At 58.7% G+C, this 20,809-nt stretch carries 17 protein-coding genes; 9 read left to right on the forward strand and 8 right to left on the reverse strand.

Translation table 11 applies throughout. The annotated features are described in order from the left end of the window. Positions 1-32: 32 nt before the first annotated feature. The 7 genes from ACGSLL_RS20945 to ACGSLL_RS20975 all read left to right on the forward strand — a co-directional run bounded on the left by ACGSLL_RS20945 (position 33) and on the right by ACGSLL_RS20975 (position 7,393). A complete protein-coding gene (locus ACGSLL_RS20945; RefSeq protein WP_394507784.1) occupies positions 33-1,100 on the forward strand; it encodes an ABC transporter substrate-binding protein in 1,068 nt (355 codons plus the stop codon). A gap of 181 nt (positions 1,101-1,281) precedes the next feature. After that, entirely contained in the window at positions 1,282-2,088 is an 807-nt protein-coding gene (locus ACGSLL_RS20950; RefSeq protein WP_394507785.1) for an alkaline phosphatase family protein, read from the forward strand. 5 nt (positions 2,089-2,093) lie between these two features. Continuing rightward, complete coding sequence (locus ACGSLL_RS20955; protein ID WP_208941129.1) at positions 2,094-2,930, forward strand: ABC transporter permease; 837 nt, start codon at positions 2,094-2,096, stop codon at positions 2,928-2,930. Then, the gene (locus ACGSLL_RS20960; RefSeq protein ID WP_090282475.1) at positions 2,917-3,717 is read left to right on the forward strand and encodes an ABC transporter permease; all 801 of its coding nucleotides are present in this window, start codon (positions 2,917-2,919) and stop codon (positions 3,715-3,717) included. The genes ACGSLL_RS20955 and ACGSLL_RS20960 overlap by 14 nt, the downstream gene beginning before the upstream one ends. Continuing rightward, positions 3,714-4,703 carry an ABC transporter ATP-binding protein gene (locus tag ACGSLL_RS20965; protein WP_394507786.1) on the forward strand — a complete coding sequence of 330 codons (990 nt, stop codon included), beginning with the start codon at positions 3,714-3,716 and terminating at the stop codon, positions 4,701-4,703. Before ACGSLL_RS20960 ends, ACGSLL_RS20965 begins: the two co-directional genes overlap by 4 nt. A gap of 111 nt (positions 4,704-4,814) precedes the next feature. Continuing rightward, positions 4,815-5,468, forward strand: a complete 654-nt coding sequence (locus ACGSLL_RS20970; RefSeq protein WP_258449942.1) for an HAD family hydrolase — start codon at positions 4,815-4,817, stop codon at positions 5,466-5,468. 863 nt (positions 5,469-6,331) lie between these two features. After that, positions 6,332-7,393 carry a hypothetical protein gene (locus ACGSLL_RS20975; protein WP_394507787.1) on the forward strand — a complete coding sequence of 354 codons (1,062 nt, stop codon included), beginning with the start codon at positions 6,332-6,334 and terminating at the stop codon, positions 7,391-7,393. A gap of 154 nt (positions 7,394-7,547) precedes the next feature. Here the strand turns inward: ACGSLL_RS20975 and ACGSLL_RS20980 are convergent, their stop codons facing one another. After that, a complete protein-coding gene (locus ACGSLL_RS20980) occupies positions 7,548-8,510 on the reverse strand; it encodes a zinc-binding dehydrogenase (RefSeq protein ID WP_394507788.1) in 963 nt (320 codons plus the stop codon). A 138-nt stretch (positions 8,511-8,648) separates the two neighbouring features. Between ACGSLL_RS20980 and ACGSLL_RS20985 the strand changes: the two genes are divergently transcribed. Both ACGSLL_RS20985 and ACGSLL_RS20990 read left to right on the forward strand, forming a co-directional pair. Beyond that, on the forward strand, positions 8,649-10,733 hold the full coding sequence (locus tag ACGSLL_RS20985; protein ID WP_203421307.1) for a carboxy terminal-processing peptidase: 2,085 nt from the start codon (positions 8,649-8,651) through the stop codon (positions 10,731-10,733). 131 nt (positions 10,734-10,864) lie between these two features. Next, on the forward strand, positions 10,865-12,655 hold the full coding sequence (locus ACGSLL_RS20990) for a bifunctional diguanylate cyclase/phosphodiesterase (protein WP_394507789.1): 1,791 nt from the start codon (positions 10,865-10,867) through the stop codon (positions 12,653-12,655). 13 nt (positions 12,656-12,668) lie between these two features. On the opposite strand, the gene ACGSLL_RS20995 is transcribed toward ACGSLL_RS20990, so the two are convergent. From ACGSLL_RS20995 to ACGSLL_RS21025, 7 genes are all read right to left on the reverse strand, one after another. Then, entirely contained in the window at positions 12,669-13,088 is a 420-nt protein-coding gene (locus ACGSLL_RS20995; RefSeq protein ID WP_394507790.1) for a hypothetical protein, read from the reverse strand. Further along, positions 13,085-17,866 carry an RHS repeat-associated core domain-containing protein gene (locus ACGSLL_RS21000; RefSeq protein WP_394507791.1) on the reverse strand — a complete coding sequence of 1,594 codons (4,782 nt, stop codon included), beginning with the start codon at positions 17,864-17,866 and terminating at the stop codon, positions 13,085-13,087. Before ACGSLL_RS21000 ends, ACGSLL_RS20995 begins: the two co-directional genes overlap by 4 nt. 239 nt (positions 17,867-18,105) lie before the next feature. Continuing rightward, positions 18,106-18,513: an SEL1-like repeat protein gene (locus ACGSLL_RS21005; RefSeq protein WP_394507792.1), complete on the reverse strand. Its 408-nt coding sequence runs from the start codon at positions 18,511-18,513 to the stop codon at positions 18,106-18,108. Beyond that, positions 18,514-18,885, reverse strand: coding sequence for a hypothetical protein (locus ACGSLL_RS21010; protein WP_007898892.1), 372 nt, complete (start codon positions 18,883-18,885; stop codon positions 18,514-18,516). Then, positions 18,882-19,223, reverse strand: a complete 342-nt coding sequence (locus ACGSLL_RS21015; RefSeq protein ID WP_394507793.1) for a helix-turn-helix domain-containing protein — start codon at positions 19,221-19,223, stop codon at positions 18,882-18,884. The genes ACGSLL_RS21010 and ACGSLL_RS21015 overlap by 4 nt, the downstream gene beginning before the upstream one ends. A 112-nt stretch (positions 19,224-19,335) precedes the next feature. Beyond that, complete coding sequence (locus ACGSLL_RS21020) at positions 19,336-19,791, reverse strand: YkvA family protein (RefSeq protein ID WP_394507794.1); 456 nt, start codon at positions 19,789-19,791, stop codon at positions 19,336-19,338. A gap of 294 nt (positions 19,792-20,085) precedes the next feature. Further along, positions 20,086-20,802 carry an FKBP-type peptidyl-prolyl cis-trans isomerase gene (locus ACGSLL_RS21025; RefSeq protein WP_007919751.1) on the reverse strand — a complete coding sequence of 239 codons (717 nt, stop codon included), beginning with the start codon at positions 20,800-20,802 and terminating at the stop codon, positions 20,086-20,088. Positions 20,803-20,809 lie beyond the last annotated feature (7 nt).

Here is a 20,809-nt window from a genome sequence, read left to right on the forward strand (position 1 = left end):
CGCAGCGTTGAACACGACCAAGGAGCTTCGGAATGAAACAGCTTTTCCTGGCAACACTGTTAGGCTCGACCATTGCACTGTGCACCTCCGCCATGGCGGCCGGCACCGATCTGAAAACCCTCGAAGCCGCTGCCAAAGCGGAAGGCGCCGTCAACAGCGTCGGCATGCCGGATGACTGGGCCAACTGGAAAGGCACGTGGGAAGACCTGGCCAAGACCTACGGCCTGAAACATATCGACACCGACATGAGCTCGGCGCAGGAAATCGCCAAGTTCGCCGCGGAGAAAGACAACGCCACCGCCGACATCGGCGACGTCGGCGCGGCCTTCGGCCCGATCGCGGTCAAGCAGGGCGTGGTGCAACCGTACAAGCCAAGCACCTGGGATCAGGTGCCGGACTGGGCCAAGGACAAGGACGGCAACTGGGCACTGGCGTACACCGGCACCATCGCCTTCATCGTCAACAAGAAGCTGCTGCACGGCTCCGACGTGCCGACCAAATGGGCTGACCTCAAAAGCGGCAAATACAAGGTGTCCATCGGTGACGTGAGCACCGCAGCGCAAGCGGCCAACGGCGTACTCGCCGCTGCACTGGCCAACGGTGGCGACGAGAAGAACATCAAGCCGGCCCTTCTGCTGTTCGCCGACATCGCCAAGCAGGGTCGCCTGTCGATGGCCAACCCGACCATCGCCACCATGGAAAAAGGCGAGATCGAAGTCGGTGTGGTCTGGGACTTCAACGGCCTAAGCTACAAGGCGAAGATGGCCAACCCGGATGATTACGTGGTGCTGATCCCGTCAGACGGTTCGGTGATTTCCGGCTACACCACGATCATCAACAAGTACGCGAAAAACCCCAACGCCGCCAAGCTGACCCGCGAATACATCTTCAGCGACGCCGGCCAGACCAACCTCGCCCGCGGCAACGCCCGTCCGATCCGCGCCGAGCACCTGCAATTGCCGGAAGACGTGAAAGCCAAACTGCTGCCGAACGAGCAGTACAAAAAGGTCACCCCGATCAAGGACGCCGATGCGTGGGAAAAGACCTCCAAATCCTTGCCGCAAGTGTGGAACGAAGAAGTCATCGTAGAGATGAAGTAAGGCGACTGATCACCATCGCGTGATCTGCTGAAGATCCAAATGTGGGAGCGAGCCTGCTCGCGAAGGCGTCATGTCAGTCGACATCAATGTTGAATGACCCACCGCTTTCGCGAGCAGGCTCGCTCCCACAGGAGATTGAGTTGATTTCGGAACATTTGAATTTCGCGGAGTTCTTGCCCCTATGAAGCACAACGTCATCCTTGTCGTGCTCGATGGCCTCAACTACGAGGTCGCGCGTCACGCCATGGGGCATCTGCAGGCTTATGTTGGCGCAGGACGCGCCGCGCTCTATCGACTGGAGTGCGAACTGCCGGCCCTGTCCCGACCGCTTTATGAATGCATTCTCACCGGCGTGCCGCCGATCGACAGCGGCATCGTTCACAACAACGTCTCGCGCCTGTCCAGCCAGCGCAGCATTTATCACTACGCACGCGATGCCGGGCTGAAAACCGCGGCGGCGGCCTATCACTGGGTCAGCGAACTGTACAACCGCTCGCCCTTCGTCGCGGCACGTGACCGGCACACCGACGATCCGTCCCTGCCGATCCAGCACGGGCATTTCTACTGGAACGACCACTACCCGGATTCGCACCTGTTCGCCGACGCGGAAAACCTGCGCCTGCGTCACGCACCGAACTTCCTGCTGATTCACCCGATGAACATCGACGACGCCGGGCACAAGCACGGCCTCGACAGCTCGCAATATCGCAACAGCGCGCGCTCGGCCGACATCGTTCTCGCCGATTACCTGCAGGGCTGGCTGGACGCTGGCTATCAAGTGCTGGTGACCGCCGACCACGGCATGAACAACGACCGCTCGCACAACGGCCTGCTGCCGGAAGAACGCCAGGTGCCGCTGTTCGTCCTCGGCGATGCCTTCAGCCTTGACGCTGGCGCAGCGCCAAAGCAGACCGAAATCTGCGGCACCGTCTGCGAACTGCTCGGCGTGCCCCACGATAAACCCGTGTGCCGGGAGCTGCTCAAGTGAACGCAATGACTCGCGGCAAATGGCTGGCGGCGCTGTGTCTGGTGCCGTTCGCGCTGTTCTTCATCGTCTTCGAAATCGCCCCGCTTGTCTGGGTGATGATCAACAGCCTGCAATCGGAAGAATCCGGTTGGGGCCTGGCTAACTTCAGCAAAATCTTCGGCTCGAAGTTCTATCGGCAGGCGATCCAGTACAGCCTTGAGATCAGTTTCTGGTCGAGTGTGTTCGGCATCCTGATCGCCGTCCTCGGTGCGTATTCGCTGCGTCGGGTCGACTCGAAACTGCGCAACTTCGTCAACGCGTTCGCCAACATGACCAGCAATTTCGCCGGCGTGCCGCTGGCGTTCGCGTTCATCATCCTGCTCGGTTTCAACGGCAGCATCACGATCATGTTGAAACAGTCGGGGATCATTCAGGACTTCAACCTGTACTCGAAAACCGGCCTGATCATTCTCTACACCTACTTCCAGATTCCTCTTGGCGTGCTGCTGCTCTACCCGGCCTTCGACGCGTTGCGTGAAGACTGGCGCGAATCCGCCGCGCTACTTGGTGCCAATGGCTGGCAATTCTGGCGGCACATCGGCCTGCCGGTACTGACGCCGGCGCTGCTCGGCACGTTCGTGATCCTGCTGGCCAATGCCCTCGGCGCCTATGCCACGGTGTATGCCTTGACCACCGGCAACTTCAACGTGCTGCCGATCCGCATCGCGGCGATGGTGTCCGGGGACATTTCTCTCGATCCGAATCTGGCCAGCGCGCTGGCCGTGGTGCTGGTGGCGCTGATGACCATCGTCACCGTCGTGCACCAACTGCTGTTGAAGAGGAGCTACCATGTCTCGCGCTGAATCCGGCCCGGCCGGTCTCTACCACCGCGTCGTGGTGTACCTGTTGTTCGCGATCCTCTTGCTGCCACTGGCCGGCACTCTGGTGTATTCGATCGCCAGCAGTTGGTCGGCGACCATTCTGCCCAGCGGCTTTACCTTCAAGTGGTACATCCAGCTGTGGAGCGATCCGCGTTTCCTGCACGCCTTCGGCCAGTCGTTGCTGGTGTGCGTCGGCGCGCTGGTGCTATCGGTGGTGCTGATCCTGCCGCTGCTGTTCGTGGTGCATTACCACTTCCCGAAACTCGATGCGCTGATGAACATCCTGATCCTGCTGCCCTTTGCGGTGCCGCCGGTGGTGTCCTCGGTGGGCCTGTTGCAGCTTTACGGCTCCGGGCCGATGGCGATGGTCGGCACGCCGTGGATTCTCATCGGTTGCTACTTCACCGTGGCCCTGCCGTTCATGTACCGGGCGATCACCAACAACCTGCAAGCGATCAACCTGCGCGACCTGATGGACGCCGCACAATTGCTCGGCGCCAGTACCTTTCAAGCGGCAATCCTGGTGGTGCTGCCGAACCTGCGCAAAGGCCTGATGGTGGCGTTGCTGCTGTCGTTCTCGTTCCTGTTCGGTGAGTTCGTCTTCGCCAACATCCTCGTCGGCACCCGCTACGAAACCCTGCAGGTGTACCTGAACAACATGCGCAACAGCAGCGGTCACTTCACCAGTGCGCTGGTGATCTCGTATTTCCTTTTCGTGCTGGTCCTGACCTGGATCGCCAACACCTTGAACAAGGACAAAAGCGAATGAGCTATGTCAGCGTCCAACACCTGCAGAAAAACTATGCGGGCACCACCGTGTTCAGCGACATCAACTGCGAGATCAACAAGGGTGAGTTCGTCACCCTGCTCGGCCCGTCCGGTTGCGGCAAGTCGACCCTGTTACGCTGCATAGCCGGGCTAACGCCGGTGGATGGCGGGCAGATCCTGCTCGACGGTGTCGACATCGTGCCATTGAGTCCGCAGAAGCGCGGCATTGGCATGGTGTTCCAGAGCTATGCGCTGTTTCCCAACATGACCGTGGAGCAGAACGTCGCCTTCGGTTTGCGCATGCAGAAGGTCAATAGCGACGACAGCCATAAACGCGTTTCCGAGGTGTTGGAACTGGTTGAACTGCACGACTTTGCCAGCCGCTACCCGCACCAGCTCTCCGGCGGCCAATGCCAGCGCGTCGCCCTCGCCCGCTCGTTGGTCACCCGCCCGCGTTTGCTCCTGCTCGATGAGCCGCTGTCGGCCCTCGATGCACGGATTCGCAAACACCTGCGCGAACAGATTCGGCAGATCCAGCGCGAACTCGGCCTGACGACGATTTTCGTCACCCACGATCAGGAAGAAGCGCTGACCATGTCGGATCGAATCTTCCTGATGAATCAGGGCAGGATCGTCCAGAGCGGCGACGCCGAAACCCTCTACACCGCCCCGGTCGACGTGTTCGCCGCCGGCTTCATCGGCAATTACAACCTGCTCGATGCCGAGGACGCTTCGAAGCTGCTGCAGCGGCCAATCAACCACCGCATCGCGATTCGTCCGGAAGCCATTGAACTGAGCCTCAACGGCGAACCCGACGCGCAGATCCGCAGCCACAGCCTGCTGGGCAATGTCATTCGTTATCGCGTCGAAGCCCGAGGCGTTGAGCTGGTGGTGGATGTGCTCAACCGCTCGGCAGCGGATTTGCTTCCCGATGGTCAGCGCCTGGCACTCTCGATCGATCCGACCGCCCTGTGTGAAGTAGCTTAGGAGCAACTGCAAGCTTCGAGCTATCAGCTTCAAGCTGTAGACTGCGGCGCACCTGATTTTAATTCTTGCAGCTCGAAGCTTGTAGCTTGTAGCTGTTCTCGGAGAGAACCCATGGCTTTGGCAATTTTTGATCTGGACGAAACGTTGATCCACGGCGACTGCTCCTCGCTGTGGAGCGAGCAAATGGTCCGCCTCGGCTGGGTCGATGGCGAATCGTTCATGCAGCGCGACAAGGAATTGATGGACGCCTACGGCCGCGGCCACCTGGCGATGGAGGACTACATGGCCTTCAGCCTTGAACCGCTGATCGGCCGCACACCGGCAGAAATCGACCATCTGGTCGGCCCGTGGGTAGAAGATTTCATCGAACCGATCATCTTCAGCGACGCCACCAAAACCATCGCTGCGCACCGCCAGGCCGGCGACCGCATTCTGGTGATCTCGGCGTCGGGCACGCACCTGGTCAAGCCGATTGCCGAACGCCTGGGCATCGATGAGGTGCTGGCCATCGAACTGGAGGTCGCCCATGGCGTTTACAGCGGCAACACCGTCGGCACCCTGACCTATCGCGAAGGCAAGATCACCCGCTTGCTGGAATGGCTGGATGCCGAGGAAGAAAATCTTGAAGGCGCGAGTTTCTACTCCGACTCGCGTAATGATCTGCCGTTGTTGCTGAAAGTGGATTTCCCGCATGTAGTCAACCCGGATCCGGTATTAAAGATCCACGCAGAGCAGGCGAAGTGGCCCATCCATAACTGGAAATAGAGAGTGGGCGTCTACAATGAGAAAAGCGAGTCTGCTCATGCTCAATCGATCGTGATAGTTCAATAGAATGCCATGGTCCGCCACGGATAATTGCACCACCCTGATCGGGCGGGCTGTGTCAGCAACCGACAACTCGCTTCAGACCGAGCCTTCGATTGACTCCGTACAGTTCCGATGAACGGTGCGTTTCATTACCCAAAACTGTTATTTCTTACAGTAGACGCATTGCTTGCTTGATAGGTTAATGACTCCCGTCCTATTCGATTCACGACGGAGCCATCATGAGAACGGATATAGTGCAATGGGTCCGCTATAAAAGCGGTGAAGCTTGTCTCGCGACGTTTGCACTCGTTGCATTATTTAGCTGTGCAGCTCACCTTCCGTTGCCGCCACCCAATATCCAAGAGTCAAATATTCTCGAGGATTACGGTGAGAGTACAGCCAGAAATCTGACTGAGGCTTACCTGAATACCGCCACCAATTGCGGGACGCCCACCTCTCCAGCCTTCCTCTGCTCAGGTGTCACGCTGCGGGTAACTAAAACCAGTCCCAATTACGATCCGTGGGATCATAGCGATTTTTCAAGAACGACCGGCGCAGTCTCCTTTTCCTATTTAAGGGCTGACGCAAAATTTCCTCGCATGTCCTGGTATGGAGTTAATGGTTTAATTTTCTATCCTTACTAGAACGCTCCTGCGGAAAAAACACAGCCTGAGATAGTTTGTTTCTTCCCCCTCGACGGCGATACTTTTTATCGAAACGCGGCAACCCAATACGGCTGTAGAGATAGCATTCTCCCTCCACGCGTTTTCAGCGACAGCATTCCTTGTCGAGAGCAACACATCACTACCGCAGAGCAGTGGGTGAACCATTATCGACTGGAAAACACCTATAAGACCGCGCACTCCTGTTCTTTTATAGTAACGAAAGATCTGGGTACCGAAGCGGTACAAGCCTTCAATGAAGCCATCCGGGTAAGCAAGGTGATCCCCACCGAGGCCTTCCAGGATCATAACGAGTTGCGGATCAAAACCTGGCCTGAAGGGGATCCAGGGGCATTGCCGATTCAAGCGTTCTTTTATATGGATGATGGCTTGGGAAATGCCAGAATTGATCAACGTAAATACTACGATCGAACTAACGGCTTGGTGGTTCCTATTATCCGTATGACATTACCAGGCTCCGCTTCGCAGAATGCGACATTCACCTATAACGCGGCCGACCAGGCTGTGCTGCCTTCAGAAAAAAAAGTCAAACCCGGTATTCCGAAAGCGTACAACACGGAGGGAGACCGTTTGAGAATGAGCGATATTTTTTACGACACACATCTGTACGTGGAAATACCTCATTATCAGGGGATGCATGCTACCGACACCATCAGAGTACGCTGGCAAGGTCGGGTCAATCACAACAGTGAAATCATTACGGTTGGAGATCCCCCCGGGAAAAGATTGATCGCAATACCCCGCATGGAAGTCATCGATAATATCGGGCGCACTGTCGTTGTCGGTTATTCGGTCAAGGCTAAAGGCAACGGTGAAACGGTTGAGTCTGAAAGACTGAGTCTGAATATTGATCCACAAGCGGTTCATCCATTAACAGCACCCATTTACTCGGCTTCAAAAGTAACTGTGGGGTATATAGGTCAGACTGGCTACTCTGTCGTAGTTCGTTGGGCAGGGGTAGCGAACCATGACACTGAAGCTCAGAACGTAATCGCCGGTCAAGCTAATGTATTTGATATTCCCGCCGCCTGGATAAGCGAAAACCGGGGAAAAACTGTGTTCATCAATTACTCCATATTGCGCAAGAATGGCGGTGAGCAACGTATGTTCTCAGAAGTGCTTCGAGTAGAAGTTACTCCTGCAGGTCTGGTGAGGGTTTCACCATCCACTGAGTCTTCGCTTGCAGGCTCACGAACCTGACCACAGTAAAAACTCAGCCAAATAATGGTGTCCGCTACAGGGACACCGTTGTTTGGCAGATTTACCGCGACTTCTGAAAAAGCCATCTTTGCCCCGTGAAATATTGCTGGTCGAGGCTGTACAGAGCAAACGCGCAGCAAGCCCGCAATAAACTTCAGCTCACGCTTTCATCAATCACCAACACCAACTTGCCCGCCACCGTGTTACTCGCCAGCTCGGCAAACGCCGCCTCGGCATCCTTTACCGCAAACGCCTTGGCCAGTTGCGGACGCAACCGTCCTTCAGCAAACAACGGCCATACCTGTTGGCCGAGATCGCTGAGCAAATCCGCCTTGAACTGATCACTGCGGCTGCGCAATGTTGAACCGAGCAGTTGCACACGCTTGGCCAGCACTTGCGCCAGATCCAGTTTCGCCTCACGGCCACCCATCAGACCGATCAGCACCCAACGTCCGTCCAGCGCCACCAGTTGCAGATTCAGCGCCGAGTAGTTGCCGCCGACCGGATCGAGGATCACATCGAACGGGCCGAAGTCGCGCAGGCTTTGCAGATCGTCAGTGCGCAGCACGCCGCCTATCGCGCCCAGCGACTCGCAATAAGCCAGACGTTCGGCCGAACCGACACTGACCCAGCACGGGTTACCGAACGCCTTGCACAACTGAATGGCGGCTGAACCGATTCCACTGGCGCCGGCATGCAGAAGAACTTTCTCACCGGGTTTGAGCGCCGCAAGTTGAAACAGATTCAGCCAGACTGTTGCATAAACCTCTGGCAATGCAGCGGCTTCGATCAGCGAAACGCCTTCGGGAACCGGCAGCACGTGGCGTCCATCGACGACCACCTCTTCAGCCATGCCGCCCCCGGCCAGCAAGGCGCACACCCGATCGCCGACCTGCCACGCGCTGCCCGCGCCGACCTCGCTGATGACCCCGGAACACTCAAGACCGAGCACTTGGCTGGCACCCGGCGGTGGCGGATACAGCCCCGCTTTCTGTAATAAATCGGCGCGATTGAGGCCGGCTGCCGCCACCCGAATGCGGACTTGTCCTACATCGCACGTAGGACTCGGCTCTTCAACCCATGCCACTTGACCGTCAACGCCTTGCAATGCCTTCACAGTGCCTCCATAGTGAGTCTGGACTGAGCCCGAAGCTGTAGCGCCGGGCTTTTTGCATTATGCGACCGGCTCTCGTAGAACCGGCGACTTCAAAGACGGCCTAATATGCGTTATCAATTGTCCCCGCGTCGAATCAGCATGAAGCATCTGCTCCCCAGCACCGCCCTCGCTCTTTTCATCGGTATCGGTCTGTTGCCGGTGTCGGGCACTACATTCGCAGCCAACAGCTGGGACAAGTTGCAGCCTGATCGCGATGAAGTCATCGCCAGCCTGAACGTCGTCGAGTTGCTCAAGCGTCACCACTACAGCAAGCCGCCGCTCGACGATGCGCGTTCGGTGATCATCTACGACAGCTACCTCAAGCTGCTGGACCCGTCGCGCAGCTATTTCATGTCCAGCGACATCGCTGAATTCGACAAGTGGAAGACCCAGTTCGATGACTTCCTCAAGAGCGGCGACCTCAACGCCGGCTTCACCATCTACAAGCGCTATCTGGACCGCGTCAAGGCGCGTCTGGACTTCGCTCTTGCCGAGCTGAACAAAGGCGTCGACAAGATGGACTTCACCACCAAAGAGACCTTGCTGATCGATCGCAAGGACGCGCCTTGGCTCAAATCCACCGCTGAACTCGACGACCTCTGGCGCAAACGCGTCAAGGACGAAGTGCTGCGGATGAAGATCGCCGGCAAAGAGCCCAAGCAGATCCAGGAAACTCTGACCAAGCGCTACAAGAACCAGTTGGCGCGCCTGGACCAGACCCGTCCGGAGGACATCTTCCAGGCGTACATCAACACCTTCGCCATGTCGTACGATCCGCACACCAACTATCTGTCGCCGGATAACGCGGAGAACTTCGACATCAACATGAGCCTGTCCCTTGAGGGTATCGGCGCGGTGTTGCAGAGCGACAACGATCAGGTGAAAGTCGTGCGTCTGGTGCCGGCAGGCCCGGCTGACAAAACCAAACAAGTGGCCCCGGCCGACAAGATCATCGGCGTTGCCCAGGGCAACAAAGAGATGGTCGACGTGGTCGGCTGGCGTCTGGACGAAGTGGTCAAGCTGATCCGCGGGCCGAAAGGCACCGTGGTGCGCCTGGAAGTGATCCCGGCAAGCAATGCGCCGAACGACCAGACCACCAAGATCGTGCCGATCACCCGTGAAGCGGTGAAGCTCGAAGACCAGGCCGTGAAGAAGTCGGTGCTGAACCTGAAACAGGACGGCAAGGACTACAAGCTCGGCGTGATCGAGATCCCGGCCTTCTACCTCGATTTCAAGGCGTTCCGTGCCGGTGATCCGGATTACAAGAGCACTACGCGCGACGTGAAGAAGCTGCTGACCGAACTGCAGAAAGACAAGGTCGACGGCGTGGTCATCGACCTGCGCAACAACGGCGGCGGTTCCCTGCAGGAAGCCACCGAGCTGACCAGCCTGTTCATCGACAAGGGCCCGACCGTACTGGTACGTAACGCCGATGGCCGCGTCGACGTGCTGGAAGACGAGAACCCGGGCGCGTTCTACAAAGGCCCGATGGCGTTGCTGGTCAACCGCTTGTCCGCTTCGGCTTCGGAGATCTTCGCCGGCGCCATGCAGGACTACCACCGAGCGCTGATCATCGGCGGCCAGACCTTCGGTAAAGGCACCGTGCAGACCATTCAGCCGCTGAACCATGGCGAACTGAAACTGACCCTGGCCAAGTTCTACCGGGTTTCCGGGCAGAGCACCCAGCACCAGGGCGTGCTGCCGGATATCGACTACCCGTCGCTGATCGACACCAAGGAAATCGGCGAGAGCGCCTTGCCGGAAGCCATGCCGTGGGACACCATCCGCGCAGCCATCAAGCCGGCGGCCGATCCGTTCAAGCCGTACCTGGCTCAGCTCAAGTCCGAACATGACACGCGCACCGCCAAGGATGCCGAGTTCGTGTTCATCCGTGACAAGCTGGCGCTGGCGCAGAAACTGATGGAAGAAAAAACCGTCAGCCTCAACGAAGCCGAGCGTCGTGCCCAGCACGCCGACATCGACGCCAAGCAGCTGACGATGGAGAACCTGCGTCGCAAGGCCAAAGGCGAAGAACCGCTCAAAGAGCTGAAGAAAGAAGACGAGGACGCACTGGCGGCAGCCGATCCGGACAAAGTCAAACCGGAAGACGATGCCTACCTGAGCGAAACCGGGCGCGTACTGCTCGATTACCTGAAGCTGAGCAATCAGGTGGCCAAGAAGTAAGTGATGGCAAATTAATGCTGACGATCCCCGGATCGTCATCAAACAGTCATCATTCTGTCGTGCAATAAAGGACCGGGAGTCACTCTTAACCAAGAGTGCTCCCGGTCCTTTTTTTATCGCCAGAGACTGCCATGACCACGACCGAACAGCTGAGCGCGTTGAGCTCGATCCTGACTCAAAGCGGTTTGCACAGCCTGTTCCAGCCGATCATCAGTCTTTCCGAGCGACGCATCCTCGGTTACGAAGCGCTGACTCGGGGCCCGTCCAACAGCCCTCTGCACTCACCGATCGCCCTGTTTGCCGTGGCGCGTCAGGCCGGCCGCCTGAGTGAGCTGGAGATCGCCTGCCGCCAATCTGCCTGCCGGCGCTTCAATGAGCAAAAGCTCCCGGGCAAACTGTTTCTCAACGTCTCGCCGGAGTCGTTACTCGAGGCGGCGCACCAACCGGGACGAACCTTGCAGCTCCTGCAGGACTTCGGCATTCCGCCCAGTCAGGTGGTCATCGAACTCACCGAACAGACGCCCATCGATGACTTCCAGTTGCTGCAAACCGCCCTGCATCACTACCGGGCGATGGGTTTTTCCATTGCGCTGGATGACCTTGGCGCCGGGTATTCGAGCCTGCGTCTATGGTCAGAGCTGCGCCCGGATTACGTGAAGATCGACCGGCATTTCATCGATGGCATTCATCAGGATGCGTTGAAGCGCGAGTTTGTCGGGTCGATCCTGCAGATCGCCAAAGCGTCGCGGGCACAAGTGATCGCCGAAGGCATCGAACTGCCGGAAGAACTCGCCGTTCTGACTGAAATGGGTGTCGATCTGGTGCAAGGCTATTTGCTTGGTCGCCCTCAGGAACAGCCGCCTCGCGACGCCCGCGCCTTGATGCCGAAACACGACAGTAGCGCCGTAGCGCTGAACGACGAAGGCAGCGACCTCAGCGCGCTGCTCAACGAGCAACCGGCGGTGCACCGCGATACCCCCACCGCGACCGTGCTCGAAGCGTTCCGCCGCCAGGCCAACCTCAACTCGCTGGCGGTGCTCGACGAACAGGGCCAACCAGTGGGCATTGTCCACCGTCACTCGTTGTCCGACGCCCTGCTGAAGCCTTTCGCCACCGACCTGTTCGCACGCAAACCGATCAGCCGCCTGATGAGCGAAGATTTCCTCGCCGTGGAAATGAGCCAATCGTTGCAACAAGTCAGCCGCCTGATCACCAGCCGCGCCCGCCAGCGCATCGAAGAAGACTTCATCATCACCCTCAACGGCAGCTACCTCGGCCTCGGCCGGGTCATCGACGTGCTCAAGCTGATCACCGAACTGAAAATCCAGCAGGCCCGCTACGCCAACCCGCTGACCTTGCTGCCCGGCAACGTACCGATTCAGCAGTGCCTGACCCGTTTGCTGCAGCAAGGCCGCGAGTCGATCATCTGCTACGTCGACATCGACAGCTTCAAACCCTTCAACGACATCTACGGCTACGGCCGTGGCGACGAAGTCCTGCTCTGCCTCGCCCAATGCCTCAACGAACGCATCGACCCCACCCGCGACTTCGTCGGCCACATCGGCGGCGACGACTTCCTCCTCGTCCTCGGCCCGGAAGACTGGCGCAAGCGCCTCAATCAACTGCTCGACGACTTTCAGAGCCAATGCCGCCGGTTTTACCGGCCTGAGCATCTTGAGGCGGGGTGTTTTATCGCGCCGAATCGTCAGGGCGTGCGGCAGGAGTTTGCGTTGTTGTCGTTATCGATCGGGGTGGTGCACCTTCGCCCGGAAGCCTGCGCGGAGCTGGATGCGAGCCAGCTGGCGGAGATGGCTTCGCAGGCGAAGCATCATGCGAAGAATGTGGCGGGGTTTAGTGTGCATTTGATTGATAGCCTTGCCACTTCCGACGTCCATCCAGCACAGCTAATCGGCCAACGTTGACTTCGTTTTTAGTTCACCAAGCCGACCTATCCTCACTAGCTGCCGTCAACAGATCCTCTTTCCAAATTTCTTTCGCTAGTTGATAGACATCGTAAAAAAAACCGCGCGGACTTTCTAATAAATACCATTCCTCACGCGGCCAGCTATTTGCCTCACATTCATCTATTTCGAATACGCCTTGAAAGTCGAAGTTCGGATCTTCAAGCGCAGCCTCTAGATTTTCAATGAGAGCCAGTTTATGCCTATGTGAGAAATAAGGTTGATTTAGGCAATATTTAGCTATTAGCACACTTCTATCAATTTCATCATTCGGATTATAACTCCCGAGTTCTACACCTTTGGACTCTTCTCTATCATAAACATCAAATACACCTACGAACCACATCAAGTCAGGTACAAAAAGCTCATTTAAAAATGGGTCCGTCAGCATCATTTCCCCTCCGCAGGGAAGCCTGTGAAGGGCTCCTGTGTATTTACTTTGTCGAATTTAACCTCAAACCAATTCATAGTTTCGTTAAGCCCCGGTTTTTCTGCATCTTTTTTATTGGGTTTGTATCCGCGTCCGGCCCCAGGCAGTTCCAACCTAACTATTGGATTTTTATTATGATCTTTTCCCGTATGCTTAATCATTCCGTTTTTATCCTTTGTCATCGCTTTATTTAAGGCTCCCAAATGCATACGCCAACTATGGAACTGTGAGCTTAGATTACCTTTGGCACCTTTCGGCACCTCCCCGGTATGAGGATCCGCTCCATTAATCCCACGCTGCTTAAGGGCTCGATCGTGGATTTCCGAGCTATGTTTTTTTACAGTGTGCATATCATAAAGTTCTTCATATTCATGTACCCGACGTTTTGCATTCTCCTCAGCAACCTCATCAAGTCTCGCCCGTCGCTCCTGCGTCGTCATCTTTGGCAGCGGGGGAGCTCCCTCTTCGACTACTACGCGGCCAGCCTCGTACCGCATCGAACGTCGTGGCGCTGACGGCGGGCAATTGCAACTCAACCCCAACGGATCCACCCACCCCGTCGGATTCGGCACGTACTGGTACTGATTCAACCCACCCGCCAGCTTCACCGGATCGGGCGTCAGATACCGCCCCAGCCTCGGGTCGTAATACCGGTGCCGGTTGTAATGCAAACCGCTTTCAACATCGAAATACTGCCCCTGAAAACGCAGCGGCTGGTTCAGGTAATCGTCACCGGCCAGGGTCAGCGCGGCGGTTTTGCCGTAGGCGTCGTATTGCGCGGACCAGACGATGTCGCCGCCGTAGTCGGTGAGTTCCTGCGGGGTGCCGAGGTGGTCGAGCTGGTAGTAGAACGGGCAGGCTTTTTTCGGGCCTTTGCCGTCGAGCAGTGCGAGTGGGCGGAAAGTGCCCGGTTCGTAGACGTAGCTGCGGTATTCGTTCTGACTGCTTTCGGCGACGAGTTGGTCGCCTTGCCAGAAGAACTCGGTGATCTGGCCATCGACGGTTTTGCGGATGCGCCGGCCGAAGGCGTCGTATTGGTAAGTGGCGGTCTGGCCGTCGGGGCGGGTCAGGCTGATCAGGCGGTGCTGGCTGTCGTAGCGGTATTCGGTGACGAGTGTTTGTGCTTTGCCACGGCGCTCGCGGATCAGGTTGCCGAAGGCGTCGTAGTCATAATGGCGGTCGCCCTGCATCAACAGGCGATTGCCCTGAATCCGGCTCGGACCGGGGCGGTCCTGCATCAGCAGGTTGCCGGCCGGGTCGTGGGCGAAGGATTCCGGCAGTTCGTCGCGCGAATGGCGGACGCGGATCAGTCGATCAAGCGCGTCGTAGCCGTAGGTGCGCTGGCCGTGGCGGCTGTCGGCGATGTGGGCAAGGTTGCCGTTGGCGCTGTAGGCATAATCGCGGCGGTAGACCGAATCGCGCTGATGGCCTACGGCGTGGGCGAGCAATCTTCCCTGTTCGTCGTAGGCATATTCGCTGAGCAGCAGGCCTTGCTGGCGCTGCACTTCGCGACCGAACTGGTAGACGTGCCGGGTCAGCGGCGTGCCGTTAAGGTCGATCGCGGTCAGCGCGCCGCCCTTGGCGTAGTGGTAATCGAGCTTGCTGTTGTCCGGCAGGCGCAGACGTTTGAGCTGACCGCAGGCGTCGTAGGCGTAGCGCAGGGTGCCCCAGCCCTGATGCTCGGTGATCAGCCGATCCTGGCGGTCATATTCGAAGGCCAGCGGGTGGTTGTGGCCGTCATCGACGGCGATCAGACGGCCGAGTCGGTCGTAGGAATATTCGACCTTCACACCATCGGGAAGGGTCTTGACCAGCAAGCGTCCGGCAGCATCGCGCTTGTAGGCGGTGACCAACTGCGAGCCGTCATCACCAAACTCGGTCTTGTCCAGCAGATGCCCGTTCAGGTCATAGGCATACGCGGTGCGCCGCCCATCAAACCCGGTTTCCTGTCGGATCAATCCGCTTGGCGTGTAGTCCAGCCGGTATTTTTCCCCAGACTCGTTTTCAATCTCGGTGAGCAGCAGTTGCGCATGGTCGTAGCGGTACTGCACTTGCGTGCCGTCGGGATTGATCCGCCGCGAGACCAGGTGCAATTCATCGTCGTACTCGTAGCGGGTGATGCGTCCGAGTTCGTCGCGCTCGGCGGTGACCTGGCCGTAGGCGCCGTAGCTGTAGGCGCGGGTGTTGCCGGTAGGAAAAGTCGTCTGGATCAGTCGGCCAACGGCATCCCACTGCTGGCGAGTGACGGCGCCGTGTTCGTCGGCGGTCGTGGTCCTTCGCCCCAACGCGTCGTAGGAAAAACGCCGCACGCCGCCGTCGGGCAGGGTTTCTTCGGTCAACTGGCCGAGCGGATTCCACACCAGCTTATGGCGGCTGCTGTCCGGGTAGCGGATCGACAGCAGTTGCCCGCGCACGTTGTAGTAGTAATGGGTGACCTGGCCGTCAGGATCGACCGCTTCGGTGACATCGCCCTCGGCGTTGCGCCGGTAGGTCCACACCGCATCGCCGCGCGAACGCCGGTAGAGGAAACCATTGCGGTATTCGTAGGACGTTGGCGCTTCGTCCGGCGGAATCAGCGCGATCAGCCGTCCGACTTCGTCGTAGCGGTATTCGGTGACGGCACCCAACGGATCTTGTTCGGCCACCAATCGACCGGCAGCGTCATAGGCCTTGAGGTGTTCGCCGCCGTCCGCCTCGACCTTGCGCACCAGCCGCGCGCGGTCGTCGTGGACGTAGGTTTCTTCGGTGCCGTCGACGTACTGCACCGCGACGCTGCCATCGTCGGCCCAGACGTAACGGGTGTTCATCTGCGAGAACGAGGCCCAGTGCCTGACGCAACGCGCCGCCTTGCCGGAGCGCTCCCATTCCCAGAAGAAACTGGCGCCGCCGGCCAGTTGTCGTTGCAGGATGACGTGAGCGTCGTCGTAGTCGTAACGCTCGCTGTCGCCGACCGCGTTGGTGGCTTCGATCAGATTTTGATAGGCGTCGTAGCGGTAGCTGACCAGCGTCTGTTCGGTGTACCAGGCGCCCTCACGAAACACCTGATAATCCACGCCAACCAGTTGTGCGCGGTCATAACGCAGCGACAAAGCCCGACCGGCGCCGTTATCCAGTCGCTGCACCCGATCAGCCCGATCACGCTGCACCGAAAGCCGATTGCCATACGCATCACTGACAACCGTCAGCCGCCCGGCGCGAAAGTGATAAAACCGCGCCGCCTCGCCGGCCAGCGCGAGAATCAGCTCTTCCGGTTCATCCCCCAGAAAAACCGCCGCCCGCGACAAACTGTTGTGAATCGCCGGCCGCGTCGCGCTGGGCAAGGGAAACCGCGTACGCCGGTTTTCATGGTCGACCCAGACAACAAAGTCGCCCTCAAACTCCAGCCGATGCGCCAGCGAATGGCTCCAGCCAAAACCCATCCCCACATCGATTTCAGCCGCACTGCTGCGATACAAACGGCTGAACTCGAACGGCAGCACACCATCGAGCACCGCATCGGTCAGCGTCAGTAGCTCTTCGCCGGTGACCATCGACACCGGGCAACCATTGGTGCAGGTGTGCGGCACGCAATCGGCGCTGTCGCCGTTGGGGTTTTTGGCCTGGTCGGGGGAGTCGTCGTGCGGTTCGTCTTTCTTCAGCGTGGTGTTGCGCCTGGCATCCCAGCGCAGTTGCATCCGGCCTTTTTTCACCCCGGCAGCGATACCGCGAGCGGCGACGCTTTTATAGCGGTCGACGTATTCAATGAACGTGCTGACGATGCCAAAGATGGCCTGGACCAGACGCTTCACCGCCGCGAGCAATTGCACGGCGCGGTCGGCCAGACGCAGGCTCAGATAGGCAATGCCCGCGCCGCCACTGGCGAACGTCAGGACCACGCCGATCAGCACATCGATGAGCAACTGAACCATCATCATTGATGCGGCTTCGGCGGTCTTGCCGGCGATCTCACTGGGCGGCAACATCTCCAGCCAAAGGCTGGCCGTACGCAGCAGCAGACACAGCGCCGCTTCGTCACTGGCCAGCAACTGCAGCTTTTCCATCAGCTCAGGCGCCGTCGTGGCCAGTTCCATCAACTCGGTTGCGCCGCTGCCCAGTCGTTCAACAAACGCGCCGGGGTCTCGCAAGATGTCCGAGAGCAGGCCGATGCTGTCCCAGACGCCCTCGATCGCCGCCCAACTGCCGGCCAGCATGCCGTTGCCGGCTGCCGTCGCCACCGACTGCGACCATTGCGGCTTGAAGCCTTGCCATTCGCTGCGCAGCCAGCCGTCCAGTTCGCGGGTCAGCCCATCGTAGGCTTTGAAAAGATCGTCGAGCTGGCCTGGCGTGACTTCGCTGTGCACCTGCACCCGGTAGAACTTGCCCGGCGTGCCTTCAAACGAGCCCTTGCCTTGTGCGTCAAGAGTCACCGGCGTCGTTTCGCCACCGTCCATGGCAATCACATCGACTTGAATGTTGCCGAGCGCAATGTCGTAGACCGACTCGAACTTGCTCTCGATCTGCATCACCCCGCCCTGCGGACACTGCACGACCCCTGAGAAAAACTGGTCGTCGGCACTGCTGACGGTGGTGCTGTGTTCGCCGAAGCGAATGATTCGCTCCATGCCCATCAGCGATGGCAGATCCGCCGCATGGCTGACCGAGTCGGCTGTACGGCTGAGCCAATGCTCGAGTTGCTGGCGATAGAGACTGAGGGTGCCGGGAAAGCTGTCGAGTGCTTGCTCGATGCGGTTGATGGCGTCCATCAGCGCACGCGCAGGTGCGAAGTGGAAGGGTTCAGCGGGTCAAACATGAGCGTTCCCTCGCGCAAAAAGTTAGGCGCGGGAACTGTGCGGGGGATCAATCGGGAAAGAAGTCAGGCAAGTAGGCGCTGCCTGTAGGACTTGTCTGTAATAAATCGCTACCTGATAAACAGATACGCAAAAACGCAAACGTGGCGTGAGGAAAACCTCACGCCACGTTTATAGAACTGACAGAAACGGATTTACTGCGTTGAATCGCCGCGGCTCAGTTCTTGCAATTTTAGCTCGGCCAAAGGGTGCCCAGCCTTGGCCGCGATGCCCCACCAGCGCGCAGCTTCGACGGCGTCCGGCGCCTTGCTCGGTGTGCCGGCGAGGCTGATCACGCCGAGCTGATAAGCCGCTTTGCCGTCACCACCGAGCGCTGCCAGACGCAACAAGCGCACGCCCTCTTCGCGCGCACCGAGGCCGACGCCGCGAAAGGTCAGGATGTGCCCGTAGAAGCTTTGCGCACCGACATCGCCAAGGTTGGCCATGCGCGCAAACTGGCCTTCCAGCCAGTGCCAGCCACGCGGCTGGCGCACCAGCCACGACCAATGAAACAGCCGGCGGGCCAGCCAGTAGCCGGCCCGCGCCTTGAGGCGCAAGAACACTCAGGCCTCCGCCGATTCGGGGTACTCGTATTCAAAGACACGCACCACTTCCGAGGCATGCCAGGAGGCCGCAGCGACGCCATCGGACGGCCCGGAAAAACGTCCGAGACGTTCAACGCATTCAAAAAAACCGGTGCGGGGCAAACGGCTTGCGCCCTGGCTGATCACCAGTGAACTGCGCAGCGGCTGTTCGGCCCTGGCGTCCAGCGCCGCCAGATGTTCAAGCGCGGCGGTCAGGGTCTGCATGGCCGGGGTCGGCAGTTGCAACCGCTCCAGCAAGGCCCGATAGGTCAGCAGATGGCGCTGACGTCGCGCTTGATCCAGCTCCCCCAGCAATCCATCCCAATGTTGACGGCTGATGCGTACGCTCACGATTCCTCCCTCCACCCTGGCACCGTCAGTTCCCAGGCCAGGCTGCGGCGAATCGCGGCGTCGGGCTGACGCTCGCCACTTTCGATCATGGCCAGATAAGACGGGCTGATGCCTACCGTGCGGGCCAGCGCCTCGATGGCGATGCCCTTCCCTTCGCGCAAACTGCGTAGTTGATCCAGACCCGGAAGAATCGGGTCTGCTGTGGCCGCGAGCGGCGTGGCTGCCGCGCGTTTTGGTGTTTCGTCGATACCTGCTGCTTTTAGTAGAGCCTGATATTGAGCCCACGGCAGAACCGCGTATTCGGGTTCGCCATCGCGTGCAATGATCTGAATATCCATGACTACCCCGTAGGACAACAACACTTAGCGAGTCGGCACTTTTCCCTAGAAGTGTAATCCTAACAGCGGCCAAGGTCGCGGGGGGTATCTATCTGCAGGCAGGTTTACACATTCAGGGCTTTTTGGGTCCCTGAAGTTGCAGTTGTTCGGGGGTGTCCGGCAGGCGTTCGACCACCGCCAGTTTTTCCGGATGCTGACGGTTGCGCCACTGGCGAAAGGCGTCGAGCTCATCGCTGAGGGTTTTCATCAGCCAAGCGAGCACGGCGACGTCGTCGAGCATGCCGAACATGGGAATGAAATCCGGCACCGCATCCACCGGGCTGAGGAAGTACATCAAACCCGCCACTACCGAAATCAGCGCTTTGCCGCTGATGGCCCGGTACTCGCCACGCCAGTAGGCCAGACACAAGGACTGAAGCAGGCGCAGATCATCCTTGAGCTTACCCAGACGATTGCCTTGCGCGGCCCCCTTGCTGGCCACCGCGAACAGCAATGTCGGCAAACGACCTCGGGCCAGCAGACGCCCGGCCAAGGGCAGGAATCGAACGAAATTCCACGGAGCTTTCATCTATTCCTCCCACTGAAATGTTATCCACACAAATTGTGGATAACCTTGTGAACAGAGCTGCATTTCAGCGCTGAAAGCCCCGTTTCATAAGGGCTGCGCTCAGATCGGGCGTTTTTTACTCACATAAAAAACCCCAATATTTCATTGACTTGGCTGCTCAGGGCGGCTAGCGCGGGCAGCCTCAATGGCTATGACTGTGCCAAGCGGCATCGGTTCGTTCTGTTTACCCTTGCCGGGGTCCAGATGCAACAACGCCCCGCATTAGCGAGGCGTTGTTGTCGATGCGTTTACCAATTACTTGGCAGCGGCAGCTTCTTTGGCTGGATCCTTGATGGCCAGCAGTTCAAGGTCGAAGACCAGAACCGAGTTGGCCGGGATTGCCGGGCTTGGCGACTGTGCGCCGTAAGCCAGATCGCTAGGGATGTACAGTTTGTACTTCTCGCCAACGTGCATCAGTTGCAGACCTTCAACCCAACCCGGGATCACGCCGCTTACCGGCAGATCGATCGGGCTGCCGCGCTCGACGGAGCTGTCGAACACGGTGCCGTTGGTCAGCTTGCCGGTGTAGTGAACGGTCACTACGTCAGTCGGCTTGGGCTGTGGGCCGTCGGCTTTCTTGACGACTTCGTACTGCAGACCCGAAGCGGTAGTGGTCACGCCGGCCTTCTTGCCGTTTTCTTCGAGGAACTTCTTGCCGGCGGCTGCCGACTCTTCGCTCATCTTGGCCATCCGCTCTTCGGCACGCTTTTGCAGTGCGGCGAAGGCTTCGACCAGTTCTTCATCTTTCAGCTTCTGTTCTTTCTTGCCGACGGCATCTTCGATGCCCTGGGCTACCGCTTTGGAGTCCAGGTCATCCATGCCTTCCTGAGCCAGGCTTTTGCCCATGTTCAGGCCGATGCCGTAGGAAGCTTTCTGCGCCGGGGTTTTCAGCTCTACGCTGGTCTGCGAGTCACAACCCGCGAGTACCAGGCTAACCAGGGCTACCGCCGCCGCCAACCGATGCTGTTTCATGCTATTT

It is taken from the genome of Pseudomonas retamae (genome assembly GCF_043496865.1).
Lineage (GTDB): Bacteria > Pseudomonadota > Gammaproteobacteria > Pseudomonadales > Pseudomonadaceae > Aquipseudomonas > Aquipseudomonas retamae.

What these genes read in the sequence shown, in the direction of transcription:
- ACGSLL_RS21025 (WP_007919751.1), bottom strand. Translation starts at nt 20,802, where the DNA reads ATGAAACAGCATCGGTTGGCGGCGGCGGTAGCCCTGGTTAGCCTGGTA.
- ACGSLL_RS21020 (WP_394507794.1), bottom strand. Translation starts at nt 19,791, where the DNA reads ATGAAAGCTCCGTGGAATTTCGTTCGATTCCTGCCCTTGGCCGGGCGT.
- ACGSLL_RS21015 (WP_394507793.1), bottom strand. Translation starts at nt 19,223, where the DNA reads ATGGATATTCAGATCATTGCACGCGATGGCGAACCCGAATACGCGGTT.
- ACGSLL_RS20990 (WP_394507789.1), top strand. Translation starts at nt 10,865, where the DNA reads ATGACCACGACCGAACAGCTGAGCGCGTTGAGCTCGATCCTGACTCAA.
- ACGSLL_RS20955 (WP_208941129.1), top strand. Translation starts at nt 2,094, where the DNA reads ATGACTCGCGGCAAATGGCTGGCGGCGCTGTGTCTGGTGCCGTTCGCG.
- ACGSLL_RS20965 (WP_394507786.1), top strand. Translation starts at nt 3,714, where the DNA reads ATGAGCTATGTCAGCGTCCAACACCTGCAGAAAAACTATGCGGGCACC.
- ACGSLL_RS20950 (WP_394507785.1), top strand. Translation starts at nt 1,282, where the DNA reads ATGAAGCACAACGTCATCCTTGTCGTGCTCGATGGCCTCAACTACGAG.
- ACGSLL_RS20960 (WP_090282475.1), top strand. Translation starts at nt 2,917, where the DNA reads ATGTCTCGCGCTGAATCCGGCCCGGCCGGTCTCTACCACCGCGTCGTG.
- ACGSLL_RS20995 (WP_394507790.1), bottom strand. Translation starts at nt 13,088, where the DNA reads ATGATGCTGACGGACCCATTTTTAAATGAGCTTTTTGTACCTGACTTG.
- ACGSLL_RS20945 (WP_394507784.1), top strand. Translation starts at nt 33, where the DNA reads ATGAAACAGCTTTTCCTGGCAACACTGTTAGGCTCGACCATTGCACTG.
- ACGSLL_RS20985 (WP_203421307.1), top strand. Translation starts at nt 8,649, where the DNA reads ATGAAGCATCTGCTCCCCAGCACCGCCCTCGCTCTTTTCATCGGTATC.
- ACGSLL_RS21000 (WP_394507791.1), bottom strand. Translation starts at nt 17,866, where the DNA reads ATGGACGCCATCAACCGCATCGAGCAAGCACTCGACAGCTTTCCCGGC.
- ACGSLL_RS20970 (WP_258449942.1), top strand. Translation starts at nt 4,815, where the DNA reads ATGGCTTTGGCAATTTTTGATCTGGACGAAACGTTGATCCACGGCGAC.